Origin of the sequence: Francisella hispaniensis FSC454, from assembly GCF_001885235.1 — a bacterium.
Taxonomy (GTDB): domain Bacteria; phylum Pseudomonadota; class Gammaproteobacteria; order Francisellales; family Francisellaceae; genus Francisella; species Francisella hispaniensis.
Genome location: NZ_CP018093.1, coordinates 1,104,492 through 1,119,493, shown reverse-complemented (window position 1 = coordinate 1,119,493; position 15,002 = coordinate 1,104,492). Strand labels below are relative to the sequence as shown.

The window sequence follows — 15,002 nt, the reverse complement described above, 5'->3', positions numbered from 1 at the left end:
ATTTTAGCAGTTTATAGTATTTTTATAGCATCTCATCTTAATTACCAATATTTATAATTTTGGTAATATTAATAGCTATTAAGAAAAATTGGCTATAAGTAACTTAGTACATATTGGTTGAAGATATTAATAAAATATCTAAGTACTCAGCTATATCATTATGCATTGTAGTTACTTAAAATATTCTTTAAATTATTTACAAGCAATTTTATATCACTATATTCATGGCTTGCTGATAGAGTAATTCTTAATATTGCTTTAGATTTTTCTACAACAGGATAAACAGCGCAAGTTACGAGAATGCCTTCCGATTTTAACTGTTTATAATATTTTATAGCATCATCTTCATTACCAATATATATAATTCTAAATGGCACAAAACTATTACGAAGTTGGTTATATTTAACATTGCTAATTTCTTGATCAAAATATTTTAGATTATTACGTAGCTTCTGTTGGAGCAAATCAATTTGAGGCGATAGATGAATTTCAGAGCTTTTATTGATTACTTCTAAACTAGGCACCGATAAAGGACCTGAAAAAGTATAGGTAGTACAAAATTGTAGAATAAAATCTATTTGCTCTTGATAAGGCATTAATACAACACCACCCTGTCCTCCAAAGGCTTTAGTTAAAGAGGTTGTTATGAATACCCTTTCATTTAATTTATAGTCAAGTTCTTTTAACACGTAGCCACTACCATGCTTGCCAATTATTGACATCCCATGAGCATCATCGAAGTAAACATATCCAGTATATTCATTGACTAGATCAATTATTTCTTTTACAGGATAAATTTTTCCCATAGAACCGACACTATCCATTAATATAAATGGTATTTTATTATCCTGCTGGATTTCTTTTAATCTACTAGAAAGCTTTTTAATATCTGTATTATCAACAAATTCGACTTCACAAAACTGTTCTATAAGTCCTACTAAAATTTTGAGAGATTGATGAGCATACTTGTCAATTATGCAATGCATTGGTTTGCCTTGATCAATTTTAGGAAATATACCCGAAAGTAATAAAGGTATAATTCCAAGATGTGCTGTATGTAAATTTTGAAATAACACAGGTAAATATGGTGAAAAGACTTTTGCAAGTTTGTCAAGAGCATTTCTTTCCTCTTGAGATATTACTCTTGTTCTTGAGCTTGAAAATAAAAATCCTTGAGTTTCAAGAATTTTACTTTTTTTAACTGCATCAATTATTTGCTTGTCATTGTGCAATCCTAGATATGAGCATGAGACAAATTCTAAGTAAGTTTTATTATCGATCAAAGTTATATTCTTTTTTTCAGATTTTTTAAAAGTATTACGAGCACAGTCATAACTTAACTCTAAAAATTTCTCAGCTCGATTTACCCTTTTTGTAAACCAGTTTTCGTAATTTTGCATAATTTTAATTTATCCTAAACTTTTATAATTTATTTAATTTGATATAATTTTGCATAAATATTCAATATTTTAAAATAAATTTTACAGCAAACATAAAAAATAAAATATTAATTATATTTTAATTATTATTTAAAATTTTGATTTATTCGTATCAAATCAGTTATATTTTGAATTATGTAATTAATATAGTTATAGTATTAACTTTACTATTTTTAATATCTTATAAGCTTATTATTTGATACCTATAAAAATTAACTATCATCAACATTTGAAATAGATTAATCTATGCTAAATGATATATTTCATCAACCCATTAGGACAAAAATAATTACGTATCTTTATTCTGTAGATGGAGCTACATTCAAAGACATAAAAAGCCTATTGGAATTAACAGATGGTCATATGAGCACTCATATGAAAGTTTTTATTAAAAATGGTTATGTTGTAAATAAAAAATCTTTTAAATCCGGTAAGCCAATGACAACTTATACCATAACTCCTAAAGGAAAAGAACTTTTCCTTGATTATGTTGCGGAGTTAAAAAGAATCGTTAACTTTATATCTGCAAACCCTAGCTAAAAACTTGTCCACTTCAACAAGCTTCCTTTGAGCTGGTTCACATTTACAAACATAAAGAATATCATCAATAACATAGTATATAGCATCCTGAGAATATTCTTGACCAAGCTCACAAGCACTATCTAATGATTCAGCATTGAACATAAAACCATTTTCTTTGTGGAGGGTAGTTTTATCAAAACCATTAATTTGATATACCCAATTATATTTTCTAATTAAATGATGTTTTAAAAGAATATTTCTAAAAATATTTTCTTGATTGGTTAATTTTTGATTAAGTGGATTGTAGGCAGTTATTATTGCAAATTCTTGAGGAAACTTATTTGGTTTAACTGGTATTTCAAAAAACGTTTTGAAATACCATTGACATAAATCTTGAGATTTTAAGTCTTTACTCATATGCTTTTAGCTTCTGCTCTAATTGAGAACCTGTATGGACACCCATTAAAGTTTCAACTTGCTTACCATTTTTAAAAATTATCAAAGTTGGAATACTTCTAATAGCAAATTTGGCAGCTAAATTTTGATTCTCATCGACATTTACTTTGACAATTACAGCTTTTGTGTAATTTTTTGAAAGTTGATCAAGAATAGGTGCTAGTGTCTTACATGGACCACACCAATCAGCATAGAAATCAACTAAAACGGCTTTATTTGTATTATAAATAAGTTTTTCAAAATTAGCTTCGTCTGTTTTTATAACATTACTCAATGCCATAATCTATTTCTCCATAAACGTAACATTTGCCTTGATATTAATGTCTTGAGTTACAGCTACAGGACTAGAGCTATTTGAGCTTGCATCTCCACTATAGGCTGTTTTCATTAGCATTAAATTATTTCTAGGTTGATAAGTATCAACATCAATATATTGTATAGATTGAATAGTATAATTACTATTAGTTTGTTTATTAAAGTTAGTAAGATAATCTTTGGTGTCATTAAAAAGTTTAATCATTAGTTTTTGCTTTGCTGCTTGAATATCTTTAGTAGGAGGATTGTAATCTAATACATCAACAACTAATCTCATACCTGATGATTTACCTTGGTTCTCAAATGTTCTTTGTAGATTATTAAGCTCACTTTGTGTTATTCTAGCTTGTAGTTTGACAGTTATATTAATTGCTCCACTATTACTAGTAGTTTGTTCAATATTTTTGACTTTCCAGTCAGATTTAACAATATTTTTTACATTATCTGAAATTTGTTTTTCTACTTCATTTTGTTTTTCAAGTGTTGTTGTTGCATAACCTGTTACTTGAACAAGTATACTGTCACTTTTTACTGTAGTTTCCGCCTGAGTGGAATATTTAATTGTATTATGATCTAGACAATCATTATCACATGCTATGGCAAATGATGTAGTTGCAAAAAGACTTACTAAAGTAATTGGGATAATATTTTTTTTCATAAATTAAAATTCCTTTAAAAATAGTTACATTACCGAGTTTAGCAGATATCTAAATTTTAACTAAAGGGTTTTATTAGCAAATATTTAATATATTAAGCTAATTTCAGAGTCATACATTTAATCCCACCACCTGCTTTTCTAAACTCGCTTACATCGATAATTATTGGTTCTATATCAAATTTATATAACTGTTTTCTAAGCTTATCATCACAACCACAAATAATTAACTTTCCATTTATATATACGCTATTTGCAAATTGACTAGCAACCTGTTCATGAGTCAATTCAATAGCATTTGGCAGTTCTGCTAAGATTTCTTGGCTTTGTTGAGAGTATGCTTTCGGATAGTACATCACTGCCCTATCACCTAATGGACAAAATGTTAAATCAAGATCATAAAAGAAAGGATCAATAATCTTTAATTCTACTGCATCAACATCAACTAATTTAGCTAATTGTTGAGTTGCTTTTAAACTACTACGATAACCATAGCCACAATAAAGTTTATTATTATATTCTAAAGCATCTCCTTCACCACTATGGTAACAATCAAGGGTTTCAACTTGATAATCATTATCTTTGAACCATTGCTGAAATAATACTTCTTCAGGTTTTCTTTCTACAGGGCGAAAATTACTTGCTATGAAAGTATTTTCTCTTACAACTCCAGCATTTGCAGTAAAAACCATATCTGGAACATTTTCACCTTGTTCAATTAAATTGATTTTTACTCCAAATTTTTGATAAGTGTCATAGAGATTTTGCCATTGCTTTAATGCTAAAGTTTTATCAGGTTTATTATTAACTTGCATCCATGGATTTATAGCATAAACAACATCAAAAGCCGTAGGTCGGCACATCAAAACTTCTTTCATACGATTTATTTAAAAGACTAAATTGAATATAACTTCTAATTTATCATATAAAAGAAAAATAAATAAGAGTTTATACTAGTTATTGATACAGATTAGATAATAGTATAAAGAATATCGTCTAGAGATTCGATTATCTCTTCTTTGATTTCACTTTCAAAAGGAAAATCATCGGCTGTCAACTGTGATTTTACAAAGCTTTCTAGTAGTAAATGCTGGGCATCATGAAGCTCAAGTCCTCTAGACTGTAAATAAAACAAAGCATCTTTATCTAACTGCCCTATCGTAGCACCATGAGTACATACGACATCATCAGCAAAAATCTCTAGTTCTGGCTTCGTATTTATCTCAGCTTTATTACTTAATTGGATATTTTTGTTATTTTGATATGCTTGTATTTGCTCTATACCTTTATTGACTATTGCTTTAGCATTAAACCAAGCCTTAGCATTACCATTAGCAACACCACGAAAGTTAACATTACTATAAGTATGTGAAGCATTATGATTAACTAAAAAACAAGTATTAGCAATTGCATTCTCATTTACTAGATATAATCCTCTAACATCAAATCTTGAATGCGGCTTATTTAGATTAACTATAAAGTCACTTCTTAATAAAGCATCTTTATTAAGGAGGTTAAATCCATTAAACTCAGCGGCTCTATCTAAATTTACCAAATAGTTTGCTGTTGTAATTAACTTAGTATTATTTGGATTATTAGCACTATTTGTAAAGTTGACTTTTGCAGCCTCAGCAATATTTATATCTAGAAATAAATTTATCGCGGAGTTTTCAGTAAGATTTACAAAGTCAATATCTAGATCTAAAGTGGCAAACATATCAATATCAAGTTTTAGAGAGATATTTGTTAATTTATCCTTGGCCATTTCAGTATTTATGAAAATTAGGCTTAAGCAATCTTTAGTATCTTTAGCTATATTAATGCCAAAGTGTTTAGAATTTTCTATAGCTAACCTAGACATATTTCTGTCATCTTTATGTAATTCTAAAGCGCTAATATGGTTTAATTTTTTGTTATAATCGATAGCTAAAACACCATCAAGAATTATTACAACATTCTCTTGTGTGTCAAATTTAAAGCCTTCAAGATAATCTTTTGATTGAGGCGACTCCGTTAATAATTCTTTGATATTATTTTTGTCATAAATAGAAGCGATATTTGTATACTTCCAGCTTTCTTGTTTAGTCGTAGGTAGAGACTTATTATCTATTAACATTTTTAGCAACCTTTAGCTGTTTAACCAAGAATAACCTTTTTCTTCTAATTCAAGAGCAAGCTCTTTACCACCAGTCTTAACTATTTTGCCATCAGCTAAAACATGAACAAAATCTGGTTGAATATGATCTAAAAGTCTTTGATAATGAGTAATTACCAAGAAACTTCTATCTGCTGATCTCATACTATTTGCTCCTTGTGATACTACTTGTAGAGCATCGATATCTAAACCAGAATCAGTTTCATCTAATATTGCTAATTTTGGTTCAAGCATCATAAGTTGCAGCATTTCATTACGTTTTTTCTCGCCACCAGAGAAGCCTTCATTAACACCACGTGACATATATTTTTGATCAATTTTTAACACATGCATATTCTCTTTTAGTTTTTTCATAAAAGAAATCGCATCAATTTCATCTTCACCATTTTGTTTTCTAATACTATTTAAAGCAGTTTTAAGGAACTGCACATTGCTAACCCCAGGAATTTCAATTGGATACTGTAAGCTTAAAAATATACCAGCTGCTGCTCTTTCTGAAATACTTAAGTCATTTAAATCTTTACCATCAAATGTGATTGAACCTTGAGTAATTTCATAACCATCTTTACCAGCCAAAACATTACTTAAAGTACTTTTACCAGCGCCATTTGGTCCCATAATTGCATGGACTTCACCTTTTTTGACTGTTAAGTTTAATCCTTTTAGTATTTGTTTTTTTTGTTCACCAACACTTACATGTAAATCTTTAATTTCTAATAACATTTTTTAGTTGAACCTCTTTAAATTAAAATTTCTTTTTCATTCCGACATGAGATGAGACAAAACCTAATTTTTCATAAAAATTTATAGCCTTATCTCTTAATTTATCTGTTGTTAATTGGATTAATACACATTTTTTATTAGTTGCTATTTTTTCTATATATTCAAATAATTGATTACCTATACCCCTACCAGTATAATCTTTATGAACTCTAACACCTTCAACTTGTAGCCTTGGTTGTCCTGAATACGTCAAACCAGGTATATAAGTTATTTGAGCACAGCTAATAACTAAATCTCCAATTAAACCAACTATTATTTGATTATTTTCATCATTAGTTATATCTTTAAACGCTTTTTCATAGCTATCAAAATCAAGAGCCTGTCTATCCTTTCCTAAAAAATCATCTCTTAACAAAGCAATTATTGCTTTTAGATGTTTTTTTTCGGCACTGCAAAATTTAATATCCATATCTATCCAACTGCACCTTCTAGACTGACTTCCATAAGCTTCTGAGCTTCAACTGCAAACTCAAGTGGTAGCTTTTTAAATACTTCTTTACAAAAACCATTAACAATCATAGCAATTGCATCTTCTTCTGAAAGACCTCTTTGTTTACAATAGAAAAGCTGATCATCAGAGATCTTTGAAGTTGTAGCTTCATGTTCAATTTGAGATGAATTACTCTTATTTTCTATATATGGGTATGTATGTGCACCACAATTATGCCCTATTAATAAAGAGTCACATTGTGAGAAGTTTCTAGCATTAGAAGCATTAGGTGATATTCTCACAAGTCCTCTATAGGCTTGAGAAGCTTTACCTGCAGAAATACCTTTTGAAATAATCGTACTCTTAGTATTTTTACCAAGATGAATCATTTTTGTACCCGTATCAGCCTGTTGAGCATGACGAGTTAAAGCTACAGAGTAGAATTCACCAATTGAGTTATCTCCACGTAATACTACTGAAGGGTATTTCCATGTAATTGCAGATCCTGTCTCAACCTGTGTCCAAGAGATTTTTGCATTTTTGTGACAAACGCCTCTTTTAGTTACAAAATTATAAATTCCACCTTTGCCATCCTTGTCACCTGGGTACCAGTTTTGTACTGTAGAGTATTTAATTTCAGCACCATCTAGAGCTACTAACTCAACAACTGCAGCATGAAGTTGATTTTCATCACGCATTGGTGCGGTACAACCTTCTAAGTAACTTACATAGCTACCCTCATCAGCAATGATTAAAGTCCTCTCAAACTGTCCAGTATTCATAGCATTGATTCTAAAGTACGTTGATAATTCCATCGGGCAAGTTACACCTTTAGGAATATACACAAATGAACCATCACTAAATACTGCTGAGTTAAGAGCAGCAAAAAAATTATCACCTTGAGGAACTACTGAGCCAAGATATTTTTGTACAAGCTCAGGATATTTTTGCACCGCTTCTGATATTGGGCAAAATATTACTCCAGCTTCAGCTAATTTTTCTTTGAATGTTGTTACAACAGACACTGAGTCAAATACTGCATCTACAGCAATATTTCTAACACCTGCTAGCATCTCTTGTTCATGTAAGGGAATGCCAAGCTTGTTATAAGTTTCAATAATTTCTGGATCAACCTCATCTAAGCTTTTTGGATGATCTTTAAGTGACTTAGGCGATGAGTAATAACTGATAGCCTGAAAGTCTATAGGAGGATAATTTAAATCTGCCCATTTAGGTGACTTCATTTCTAGCCATTTGTGGTAAGCTTTAAGACGCCATTCTAACAAAAATTCAGGCTCATTTTTTCTTGCTGATATTAGTCGAATTACATCCTCATTTAGACCGGCTTCGATTGTTTCTGCTTCAATATTAGTAACAAAACCATGCTCATAGTCTTGCTCAATGATTTTATCTAAATTTTCACTCATTTTCTTTTAACTCTTGTCTTTGTTGTTGACAATATCATAAATTGATGTTTTTGATAATAAACTAAGTAGTTGACTATTTAAAACTTTCCAATAACCACTTACCATACAATTTCCCAAACTACACTTTTTTTGTAAATCGCAACATTCTGTTAAATTCACATTTTTTTCTACACACTTAACAATGTCTAAAACAGTAATCTCTCTTGGATCACTAACTAGTGTATAACCCCCTTCGATGCCTCGCTTTGAAGTTACAATGTTTGCCAAAGAAAGTTGGTTTAGTAGTTTTCTTACTGTAGGGATATTTAGACCCGTAGATTCAGAAATTTTAGCGGCACTGTATGGATTAGAATCATTTTGTGCTATTGTAACAACCACTAATAAACCGTAGTCGAGTAATTTACTTATTTTAAGCATAATTACCTTTAATCTATACTAATTTAGTATCATATACTTATATAATAATATTTATAAGGCTGAATGTAAATTAAAAATTTGATTATTTTACTGCCTTAGATTAGTATGTTTAAACTTACATACTCTACAAAAGTATTATATCAATTAATTATGAGAATAGCTATTTTAGGAGCCGGTCAATTAGGTGTATATTTGACTCAAAGGCTAAGTTTAGACCATCAAGTTTCTGTTATTGACTTAGATGAAGAAAAACTTGGTTTTATTTCATCAGCTTTTGATGTCCAAACAATTATTGGCGATGTTACCAAACCAAATATCATGATGGAAGCTAATTTTAAAGATACCGATATGATAATAGCTGTGACATCAAATGATACTACAAATATAGCTGTATGCGATATGGCTTACAAGTTATATAAAACACCTTATAAAATCGCACGTATCCGCGACACTGAATATAACAGATTTCCTAAACTTTTAAACAATATTGATTTAGTTATAAAATCATTTTTTGAAACCACAAAAAGATTAGAACAATTGATCTTTTTGTCTGGTGCATATTTTATATCAAGCTTTTTTGATAAGCGTGTTCAGATTGTCGGAGTCGAAGTTTCATCTGACTCCCCTCTTGTGGGACTTGCAGTTAAGGATATATATTTAGGTCTAGGTGATATCAAAGTTGATATTATCTCAGTACATAGAGGTGGTGAAAAATTAGCTATTGATGATACTAATACCTTGGTTAATCCTGGTGATAGAGTGATGTATCTTTCAGAAAAAGCATATTCATCACAAATATTGTCGATATTCCAACCTAGAAAAGCCAATATTAGAAAGATATTTATAGCAGGTATAAACTATGCAAGTATCACCTTAGCAAAATCTTTAGAGAGTAAAGGATATATTATCAAAATGATAGATCCAAGTGCTCAAAAATGTGAATTTGCTTTGAGTGAATTATCTAAATCAACAATTTTGCATTACAACCCAGTTAATAATAATCTACTAGTTGCTGAAGGTATTGATGAAGCAGATATGTTTTTTGCTTTAACAAATTCAGATGAGATAAATATTATGTCATCAATTTTAGCAAAAAAACTTGGAGCTAAGAAAACAGTTGCTACTGTTAATAGTGCCGAATACTATGATATTACCAGAGATCTAAAATTAATTGACATTTCTATTTCACCACATAATTTCTCATATACAACAATCAAGGCGTTTTTAACCCAAGTTGATATGCAAAGAATGTATGAAATTGAAGATAGTGAAGAGATGCTTGTTGAACTTAAAGTTCATGGTCAAGATAATATGTCTACTGTTATAGGTAAAAAAATTAATGAATTAAAACTACCCCAAGGTCTAGAAATCCTTGCAATAATGAAAGTTGATAATATCCCAAGGTTTTATGCGGATAATTTTCTAGTACAAGATCAGGATAGATTAATCATTAAAGTCGATAATAAAAATGCTTTGCAAACCTTAGAGAAACTTTTTCAAGTAATGCCATTATACATTGCATAAATGATTGCCAATTTAGATATCCTTGCGCTATTATATATTTTAAACTATCCACTAATGTATAACTATGACAGTAAACTCATCAGCAAAAGAAAAAATTGGTTTAATTTTACTAGTATTGTTAATGACAGGAGCTATTGACAATATTAGAAATCTTCCCTCTACAGCCACTTCAGGAACATACATATTCTTCTTTTTCGCAGTCGCTGTTTTTTTATTTTTAGCGCCAGTTGCATTGGTATCTGCAGAGATGACCGCGACATATACTGCTAAGGGTGAAGAAGGAGTATATGGTTGGGTTAAGAAAGCTTTTGGTCCTAATGTTGCAATGTTGGCTGTATGGTTTCAATGGATAAATACTCTTATCTGGTTTCCAAGTATTTTGACTTTCCTTGCAGGTACAATTGCATACTTATTTAATCCTAATTTTGCGCAGAATATTAAGTTTACAATTATATTTATAACTGTGGTTTTTTGGTCTTTGACCATTCTTAATCTTAAGGGTCTAAGAGTATCGGCAATTTTTGCTAGTACTTGTACTTTTTTTGGTATGGTTATACCTATGTTATTAATGGTGCTATTTGCATTGATTTGGCTAGTTAATAGTTATGATCTTAATATTCATTTTCATTTAGACAATCTAATTCCTAGTTTTACATCTACAGATTCATGGATGGGGCTAACAGCTATCATAGCTTCTTTCTTAGGACTTGAGTTAGCAACTGTACATATTAGAAAAGTTATAAATCCTAAAAAGACATTTCCCCTAGCGCTTTTGATTTCAGTAATATTTATAATCTTTACGATGGTTTTAGGTGCTTTAGCTGTTGCTATTATATTTCCACAATCACAAATTGATGTTGTCCATGGTACTATCAAAACTTTTAAAGTTTATTTAGAGAGTCTAGGAATTCCTATACTTTTCTACTATATCTTGGGCTTAATGGTTTTTGTTGGTTCAATAGGATCAATGATTAACTGGATGATTTCACCAGCAAGAGGATTGCTCCAAGCAGCTGATGATCATTTTTTACCAGATATGTTAGATAAAACAAATAAACATGATGTACCAAGTGGTATATTAATACTTCAAGCTATAATTATGACTATCATATGTCTGCTGCTGGAGTTAGTGCCTTCTGTTCAAGCTTATTATTGGTTACTTACAGCTCTTAGCACACAAATATATTCTTTAATGTATTTAATGATGTTTTTTGCTGCTTTAAAACTAAAATTGACAAACAACCAAACTGTAAAAAACATCGAAGATTTTCATATTCCTGGCGGAAAAATCGGTATGTCTGTTGTTTGTGTTTTAGGTATTGTAGGTACTATTTTGTGTGTGATTGTTGGTTTTGTTCCACCAGATAATTTGTATAGTAATCCTTTAGAGTTTATTCAAATGCTGTCTATCTGTTTTGTATTATCGATCATACCTGTTGTATTCTTTATTATATATAGAAAGATTAAATTGAAAAATTGCTAAAATGTATGAATCATTAATACTTTTCCTTGTTTTGCTTATTGGATATTATGCTTTTAACCTCAGAAAAACTCTTAAAGTTGTACGCTTAATAAATCGACTCCTTGATTTAATAGTTATATTGATAATATTTCTTTTAGGTTATAACTTTAGTATATTTACTCATACAAATACTATTGTTGTAGAAGTTATTGGTATAAGTCTTGGTTATACTACTATTATATTTATCACGAATATAGTTGGGATTTTGATTTATTGTAAATATAACAAGATGATAAAAACTAACTATGTATCAATAACTCTCCAAGATAAACAAGACAATGTATTAATAACTATTCTTAAGGCAAGTAAATATCTAATCTATCTAGTTTTAGGATATATCTTAGGTGAAATTATTAATATAAATGTCACAAGCATTATTGATCATATAGTATTTATATTTTTATTAGCTCTAATGTTAATAATAGGCGCTTTACTTAAACTAGAAAATGTTTCACTCAAAGATCTCTTCAAAAATAAAGAAGCGTTATTTATAGTGATTATAGTTATAGGGTTATCAATTGGTTCAGGGATGTTTATAAGCTTTATTACTAATATTCCTTTCAAGCAAAGTATTATGATAAGTTCTGGTTTAGGCTGGTATTCATTATCGGTAGTTTTAAATACTGATTTTCTTGGAGAATATTATGGAATGATTACATTTATGGTTGATTTCTCACGTGAAGTGTTAGTGATTGTAATGATACCACTATTAAAAAGATATCTTTCGGTTGAGTTATAGCTAACTATTAATAAAAGTAGTATACTATTTTTTATTTAAGCTATGGCCTATTCACATCACTTTATAAAGAAGGTATTAAAGTTAAAATCAGAGGGTATGAGTTTTCTAATCTTGGCTGATAAATTTAATATAAGTGTTAGAAGTATCCAACAATGGTTAAAAGGGAATCTTCCTAAAGGCACTAGAAATAAACCTAATACAAAACTTGATATGAATAAGCTAAAACAAGACGTTATAGATTATCCTGATAGTTATTTACAAGAAAGAGCTACTAGGTTGGTCGTAAGTGAGTTTTGTATAAGCTATAACCTTAAAAAGTTAAATATTACATATAAAAAAACTCTAATTCACCCCAAAGTAGACGAAGAGAGGCGAGAATTATTCAGGAATAAGATTCAATCTTATAAAGATCAAGGGTTACCTATATGTTATCTTGATGAATCTGGTCATGCCTTAGATATGCCCCGAACTCATGGTTACTCTACACAAGGGCAAAGATGTTATGGGGTATGCAACTGGGGAGCTAGAGGTCGAACCAATGTCATAGGTGCTTTGATTGGCAAGGTATTATTTGCTGTTGGACTATTTACAAGCAATATTGATACGACTGTGTTTACAACTTGGGTAAAACATTTCTTATTACCTATCTTAAAAACTACAACTGTTATAGTAATGGATAATGCTACATTCCATAAAAATATAGATATGTTAAAATGATTCGTGATGCAGGGCATATTATAGAGTTTTTACCTCCATACTCACCAGATTTAAATCCAATAGAGAGTAAATGGTCTGAGAAAAAAGCATATATCAGAAAACATAATTGCTCCGTGGAACAGTGTTATGCATATTAGTTTTATACATAGTTATCTATAGTTGGCTATGCAGCTAATACTGCAATGGATTTTTGCCTTCCTGTGATTAGAAATAATTATGGCAACAAAATAGTGCCACTAGCTATAACTATTGGGCTTATGCTTACAATAATAACGCCTGCTTTATTAGTCTTAGAAAATATAATTCTTTAGGAATATAGATATTAAGAGTTTTGAAGACTATTTATTTGCTGCGGAACTTAATGCGACCTTTAGTTAAATCATAAGGAGTAATTTCAACTACAACTTTATCACCTGTTAATATACGGATATAGTTTTTTCTCATTTTACCTGAGATATGAGCTGTTACTATATGTCCATTTTCAAGTTCAACTCTAAACATTGTGTTTGGAAGTGCTTCTAAAACAACACCTTCCATTTCTATACAATCTTCTTTCGCCATATTGGCCTCTTCTCCAGTTAATTAATTAGTTTTCAATAATTACACAAAACAGCATATATTTTAAAAGCATTTAAGTAAAAACACAAATTTTTTGAATAAATAGTTACTAAAAAGGTTATAATCTCGCTATCACAAACTCTTTATTCGAAAATTTAGCCATGGAAAAGTACTTATTCTTTGAATTAGTGATTTTTATAGTTGCGGTTTTAGGTGGTGGTATTGGTGCTGTTATTGGGTTAGGTGGTGGTTTAGTAATTACCCCGTTGCTGACAACAATTCTTGGGGTACCTCTTCACTATGCAATAGGAGCATCACTTGTAGCTATTATCTGCACATCTACTGCAACATCTTTAGTTTCATTAAAGTCACATGGATTAACTAAAGAAAAATTAGGCTTATTTTTAGCATTAGCGACAGCTGTAGGGGCTATATTTGGAGCTAAGCTAGCTGTGATGCTCGGAGCTAAAATATTATTTTTGATTTTTGGAGGCATACTTATTTTAGTTGCAATTTTAAGTTTCATTAAGAAAAAATCAATTACTGATAATACTAAACCAATAAAGCAGTCTTTTATAGCTAATAAACTCCAGCTTAATGATAGTGTTGTTATAGCTGGACAAAAACAAAATTATAATGTTAATCACCCTATCCTTGGTTTTATCTTCATGGCTGGTGCTGGTTTTATTGGTGGCTTACTTGGTATTGGTGCTGGAATATTTAAAGTTGTAGCTATGGATAAAATTATGAAAATTCCTTTTAGGGTTAGTGCCTCTACAAGCAACTTCATTATGGGTGTCACTGCATTTGCTGCAACTTCAACTTATTATTTTGCTGGATATATAGACAGCTCTATCACAGCTGCTGTCGCATTAGGTACTTTATTAGGTGCAACAATTGGTTCAAAATTAATGCCAAATATCCCAACTAAAGCTCTTAGATTAATGTTTTTTATAGTTGTATTTATATCAGCGATACAAATGATTATTAAGGGGCTAGTATGATTAAAGAAAATGTTATTTATAAAAGCTTAAAGTTAAATCTATTTGTAGCAATATTGTTTATAATTATTGGCGCACTTAATGCTTTTACAGAAAATTATACTATTACGAAAAGTATCATAAGTATTGGCATTTTGTTGATAATAATTTCACCGTTATTAAGAATTTTTCTTGAGTTAATATTTTTTATAAAAGAAAAAAACTACACTTATGTGCTAGTATGCATACTATTATTCATAATAATAGTTATTAGTGTTGTTTGTTAGATAGTATATTTTTTTTAAAAATGTTAATATTTCGTTTATTATAATAATATAGTCCTAAGAGTTAGAAACTTATAGC

The 15,002-nt window shown here is 29.9% G+C and carries 19 protein-coding genes and 1 pseudogene; 9 read left to right on the top strand and 11 right to left on the bottom strand.

Features of this window, described 5'->3' with window-relative positions; all coding sequences use genetic code 11:
* Positions 1–158 precede the first annotated feature (158 nt).
* Positions 159–1,400 (bottom strand): aminotransferase class I/II-fold pyridoxal phosphate-dependent enzyme, encoded by a 1,242-nt coding sequence (locus tag FSC454_RS05500; RefSeq protein ID WP_066046597.1) that lies wholly within the window; start codon positions 1,398–1,400, stop codon positions 159–161.
* Between the two features lie 285 nt (positions 1,401–1,685).
* Here FSC454_RS05500 and FSC454_RS05495 point away from each other — a divergent pair, with 285 nt between their 5' ends.
* Positions 1,686–1,979, top strand: a complete 294-nt coding sequence (locus tag FSC454_RS05495) for a winged helix-turn-helix domain-containing protein (protein ID WP_066044772.1) — start codon at positions 1,686–1,688, stop codon at positions 1,977–1,979.
* On the opposite strand, the gene FSC454_RS05490 is transcribed toward FSC454_RS05495, so the two are convergent.
* From FSC454_RS05490 to FSC454_RS05450, 9 genes are all read right to left on the bottom strand, one after another.
* On the bottom strand, positions 1,938–2,378 hold the full coding sequence (locus FSC454_RS05490; RefSeq protein ID WP_066044774.1) for a DUF3293 domain-containing protein: 441 nt from the start codon (positions 2,376–2,378) through the stop codon (positions 1,938–1,940). The genes FSC454_RS05495 and FSC454_RS05490 overlap by 42 nt on opposite strands.
* Positions 2,371–2,697 (bottom strand): thioredoxin, encoded by a 327-nt coding sequence (gene trxA, locus FSC454_RS05485; protein ID WP_066044776.1) that lies wholly within the window; start codon positions 2,695–2,697, stop codon positions 2,371–2,373. Before trxA ends, FSC454_RS05490 begins: the two co-directional genes overlap by 8 nt.
* Positions 2,698–2,700: 3 nt before the next feature.
* Complete coding sequence (locus FSC454_RS05480) at positions 2,701–3,390, bottom strand: hypothetical protein (RefSeq protein WP_066044778.1); 690 nt, start codon at positions 3,388–3,390, stop codon at positions 2,701–2,703.
* Between the two features lie 92 nt (positions 3,391–3,482).
* Entirely contained in the window at positions 3,483–4,265 is a 783-nt protein-coding gene (locus tag FSC454_RS05475; RefSeq protein WP_066044780.1) for a dimethylarginine dimethylaminohydrolase family protein, read from the bottom strand.
* A gap of 92 nt (positions 4,266–4,357) precedes the next feature.
* A complete protein-coding gene (gene sufD / locus FSC454_RS05470) occupies positions 4,358–5,503 on the bottom strand; it encodes a Fe-S cluster assembly protein SufD (protein ID WP_066044782.1) in 1,146 nt (381 codons plus the stop codon).
* A 12-nt stretch (positions 5,504–5,515) separates the two neighbouring features.
* Positions 5,516–6,265 carry a Fe-S cluster assembly ATPase SufC gene (gene sufC, locus FSC454_RS05465; RefSeq protein ID WP_066044784.1) on the bottom strand — a complete coding sequence of 250 codons (750 nt, stop codon included), beginning with the start codon at positions 6,263–6,265 and terminating at the stop codon, positions 5,516–5,518.
* Positions 6,266–6,287: 22 nt separating this feature from the next.
* On the bottom strand, positions 6,288–6,734 hold the full coding sequence (locus FSC454_RS05460) for a GNAT family N-acetyltransferase (RefSeq protein WP_066044786.1): 447 nt from the start codon (positions 6,732–6,734) through the stop codon (positions 6,288–6,290).
* 2 nt (positions 6,735–6,736) lie between these two features.
* Positions 6,737–8,182, bottom strand: coding sequence for a Fe-S cluster assembly protein SufB (gene sufB / locus FSC454_RS05455; RefSeq protein ID WP_066044789.1), 1,446 nt, complete (start codon positions 8,180–8,182; stop codon positions 6,737–6,739).
* A 6-nt stretch (positions 8,183–8,188) separates the two neighbouring features.
* The gene (locus FSC454_RS05450; RefSeq protein WP_066044791.1) at positions 8,189–8,599 is read right to left on the bottom strand and encodes an SUF system Fe-S cluster assembly regulator; all 411 of its coding nucleotides are present in this window, start codon (positions 8,597–8,599) and stop codon (positions 8,189–8,191) included.
* Between the two features lie 150 nt (positions 8,600–8,749).
* On the opposite strand from FSC454_RS05450, the gene trkA reads away from it, so the two are divergent.
* The 6 genes and pseudogenes from trkA to FSC454_RS05420 all read left to right on the top strand — a co-directional run.
* Positions 8,750–10,123, top strand: a complete 1,374-nt coding sequence (gene trkA, locus FSC454_RS05445) for a Trk system potassium transporter TrkA (protein ID WP_066044795.1) — start codon at positions 8,750–8,752, stop codon at positions 10,121–10,123.
* A 58-nt stretch (positions 10,124–10,181) separates the two neighbouring features.
* Positions 10,182–11,606 carry an APC family permease gene (locus FSC454_RS05440; protein WP_197456242.1) on the top strand — a complete coding sequence of 475 codons (1,425 nt, stop codon included), beginning with the start codon at positions 10,182–10,184 and terminating at the stop codon, positions 11,604–11,606.
* 1 nt (position 11,607) lies between these two features.
* A complete protein-coding gene (locus FSC454_RS05435; protein ID WP_071794802.1) occupies positions 11,608–12,384 on the top strand; it encodes a LysO family transporter in 777 nt (258 codons plus the stop codon).
* 42 nt (positions 12,385–12,426) lie between these two features.
* The gene (locus FSC454_RS09860; RefSeq protein ID WP_208600928.1) at positions 12,427–13,101 is read left to right on the top strand and encodes an IS630 transposase-related protein; all 675 of its coding nucleotides are present in this window, start codon (positions 12,427–12,429) and stop codon (positions 13,099–13,101) included.
* Positions 13,098–13,238: a transposase gene (locus FSC454_RS10105; RefSeq protein WP_208600927.1), complete on the top strand. Its 141-nt coding sequence runs from the start codon at positions 13,098–13,100 to the stop codon at positions 13,236–13,238. Before FSC454_RS09860 ends, FSC454_RS10105 begins: the two co-directional genes overlap by 4 nt.
* Before the next feature lie 12 nt (positions 13,239–13,250).
* Positions 13,251–13,412 (top strand): annotated as a pseudogene (locus FSC454_RS05420) (LysO family transporter); the annotation flags it as partial.
* Positions 13,413–13,443: 31 nt separating this feature from the next.
* On the opposite strand, the gene infA reads toward FSC454_RS05420, so the two are convergent.
* A complete protein-coding gene (infA, locus tag FSC454_RS05415) occupies positions 13,444–13,662 on the bottom strand; it encodes a translation initiation factor IF-1 (RefSeq protein WP_003033733.1) in 219 nt (72 codons plus the stop codon).
* Positions 13,663–13,820: 158 nt separating this feature from the next.
* On the opposite strand from infA, the gene FSC454_RS05410 reads away from it, so the two are divergent.
* Entirely contained in the window at positions 13,821–14,663 is an 843-nt protein-coding gene (locus tag FSC454_RS05410) for a sulfite exporter TauE/SafE family protein (protein WP_014548242.1), read from the top strand.
* Entirely contained in the window at positions 14,660–14,926 is a 267-nt protein-coding gene (locus FSC454_RS05405) for a DUF1634 domain-containing protein (RefSeq protein WP_044247350.1), read from the top strand. The genes FSC454_RS05410 and FSC454_RS05405 overlap by 4 nt, the downstream gene beginning before the upstream one ends.
* The last annotated feature ends 76 nt before the right edge of the window (positions 14,927–15,002 follow it).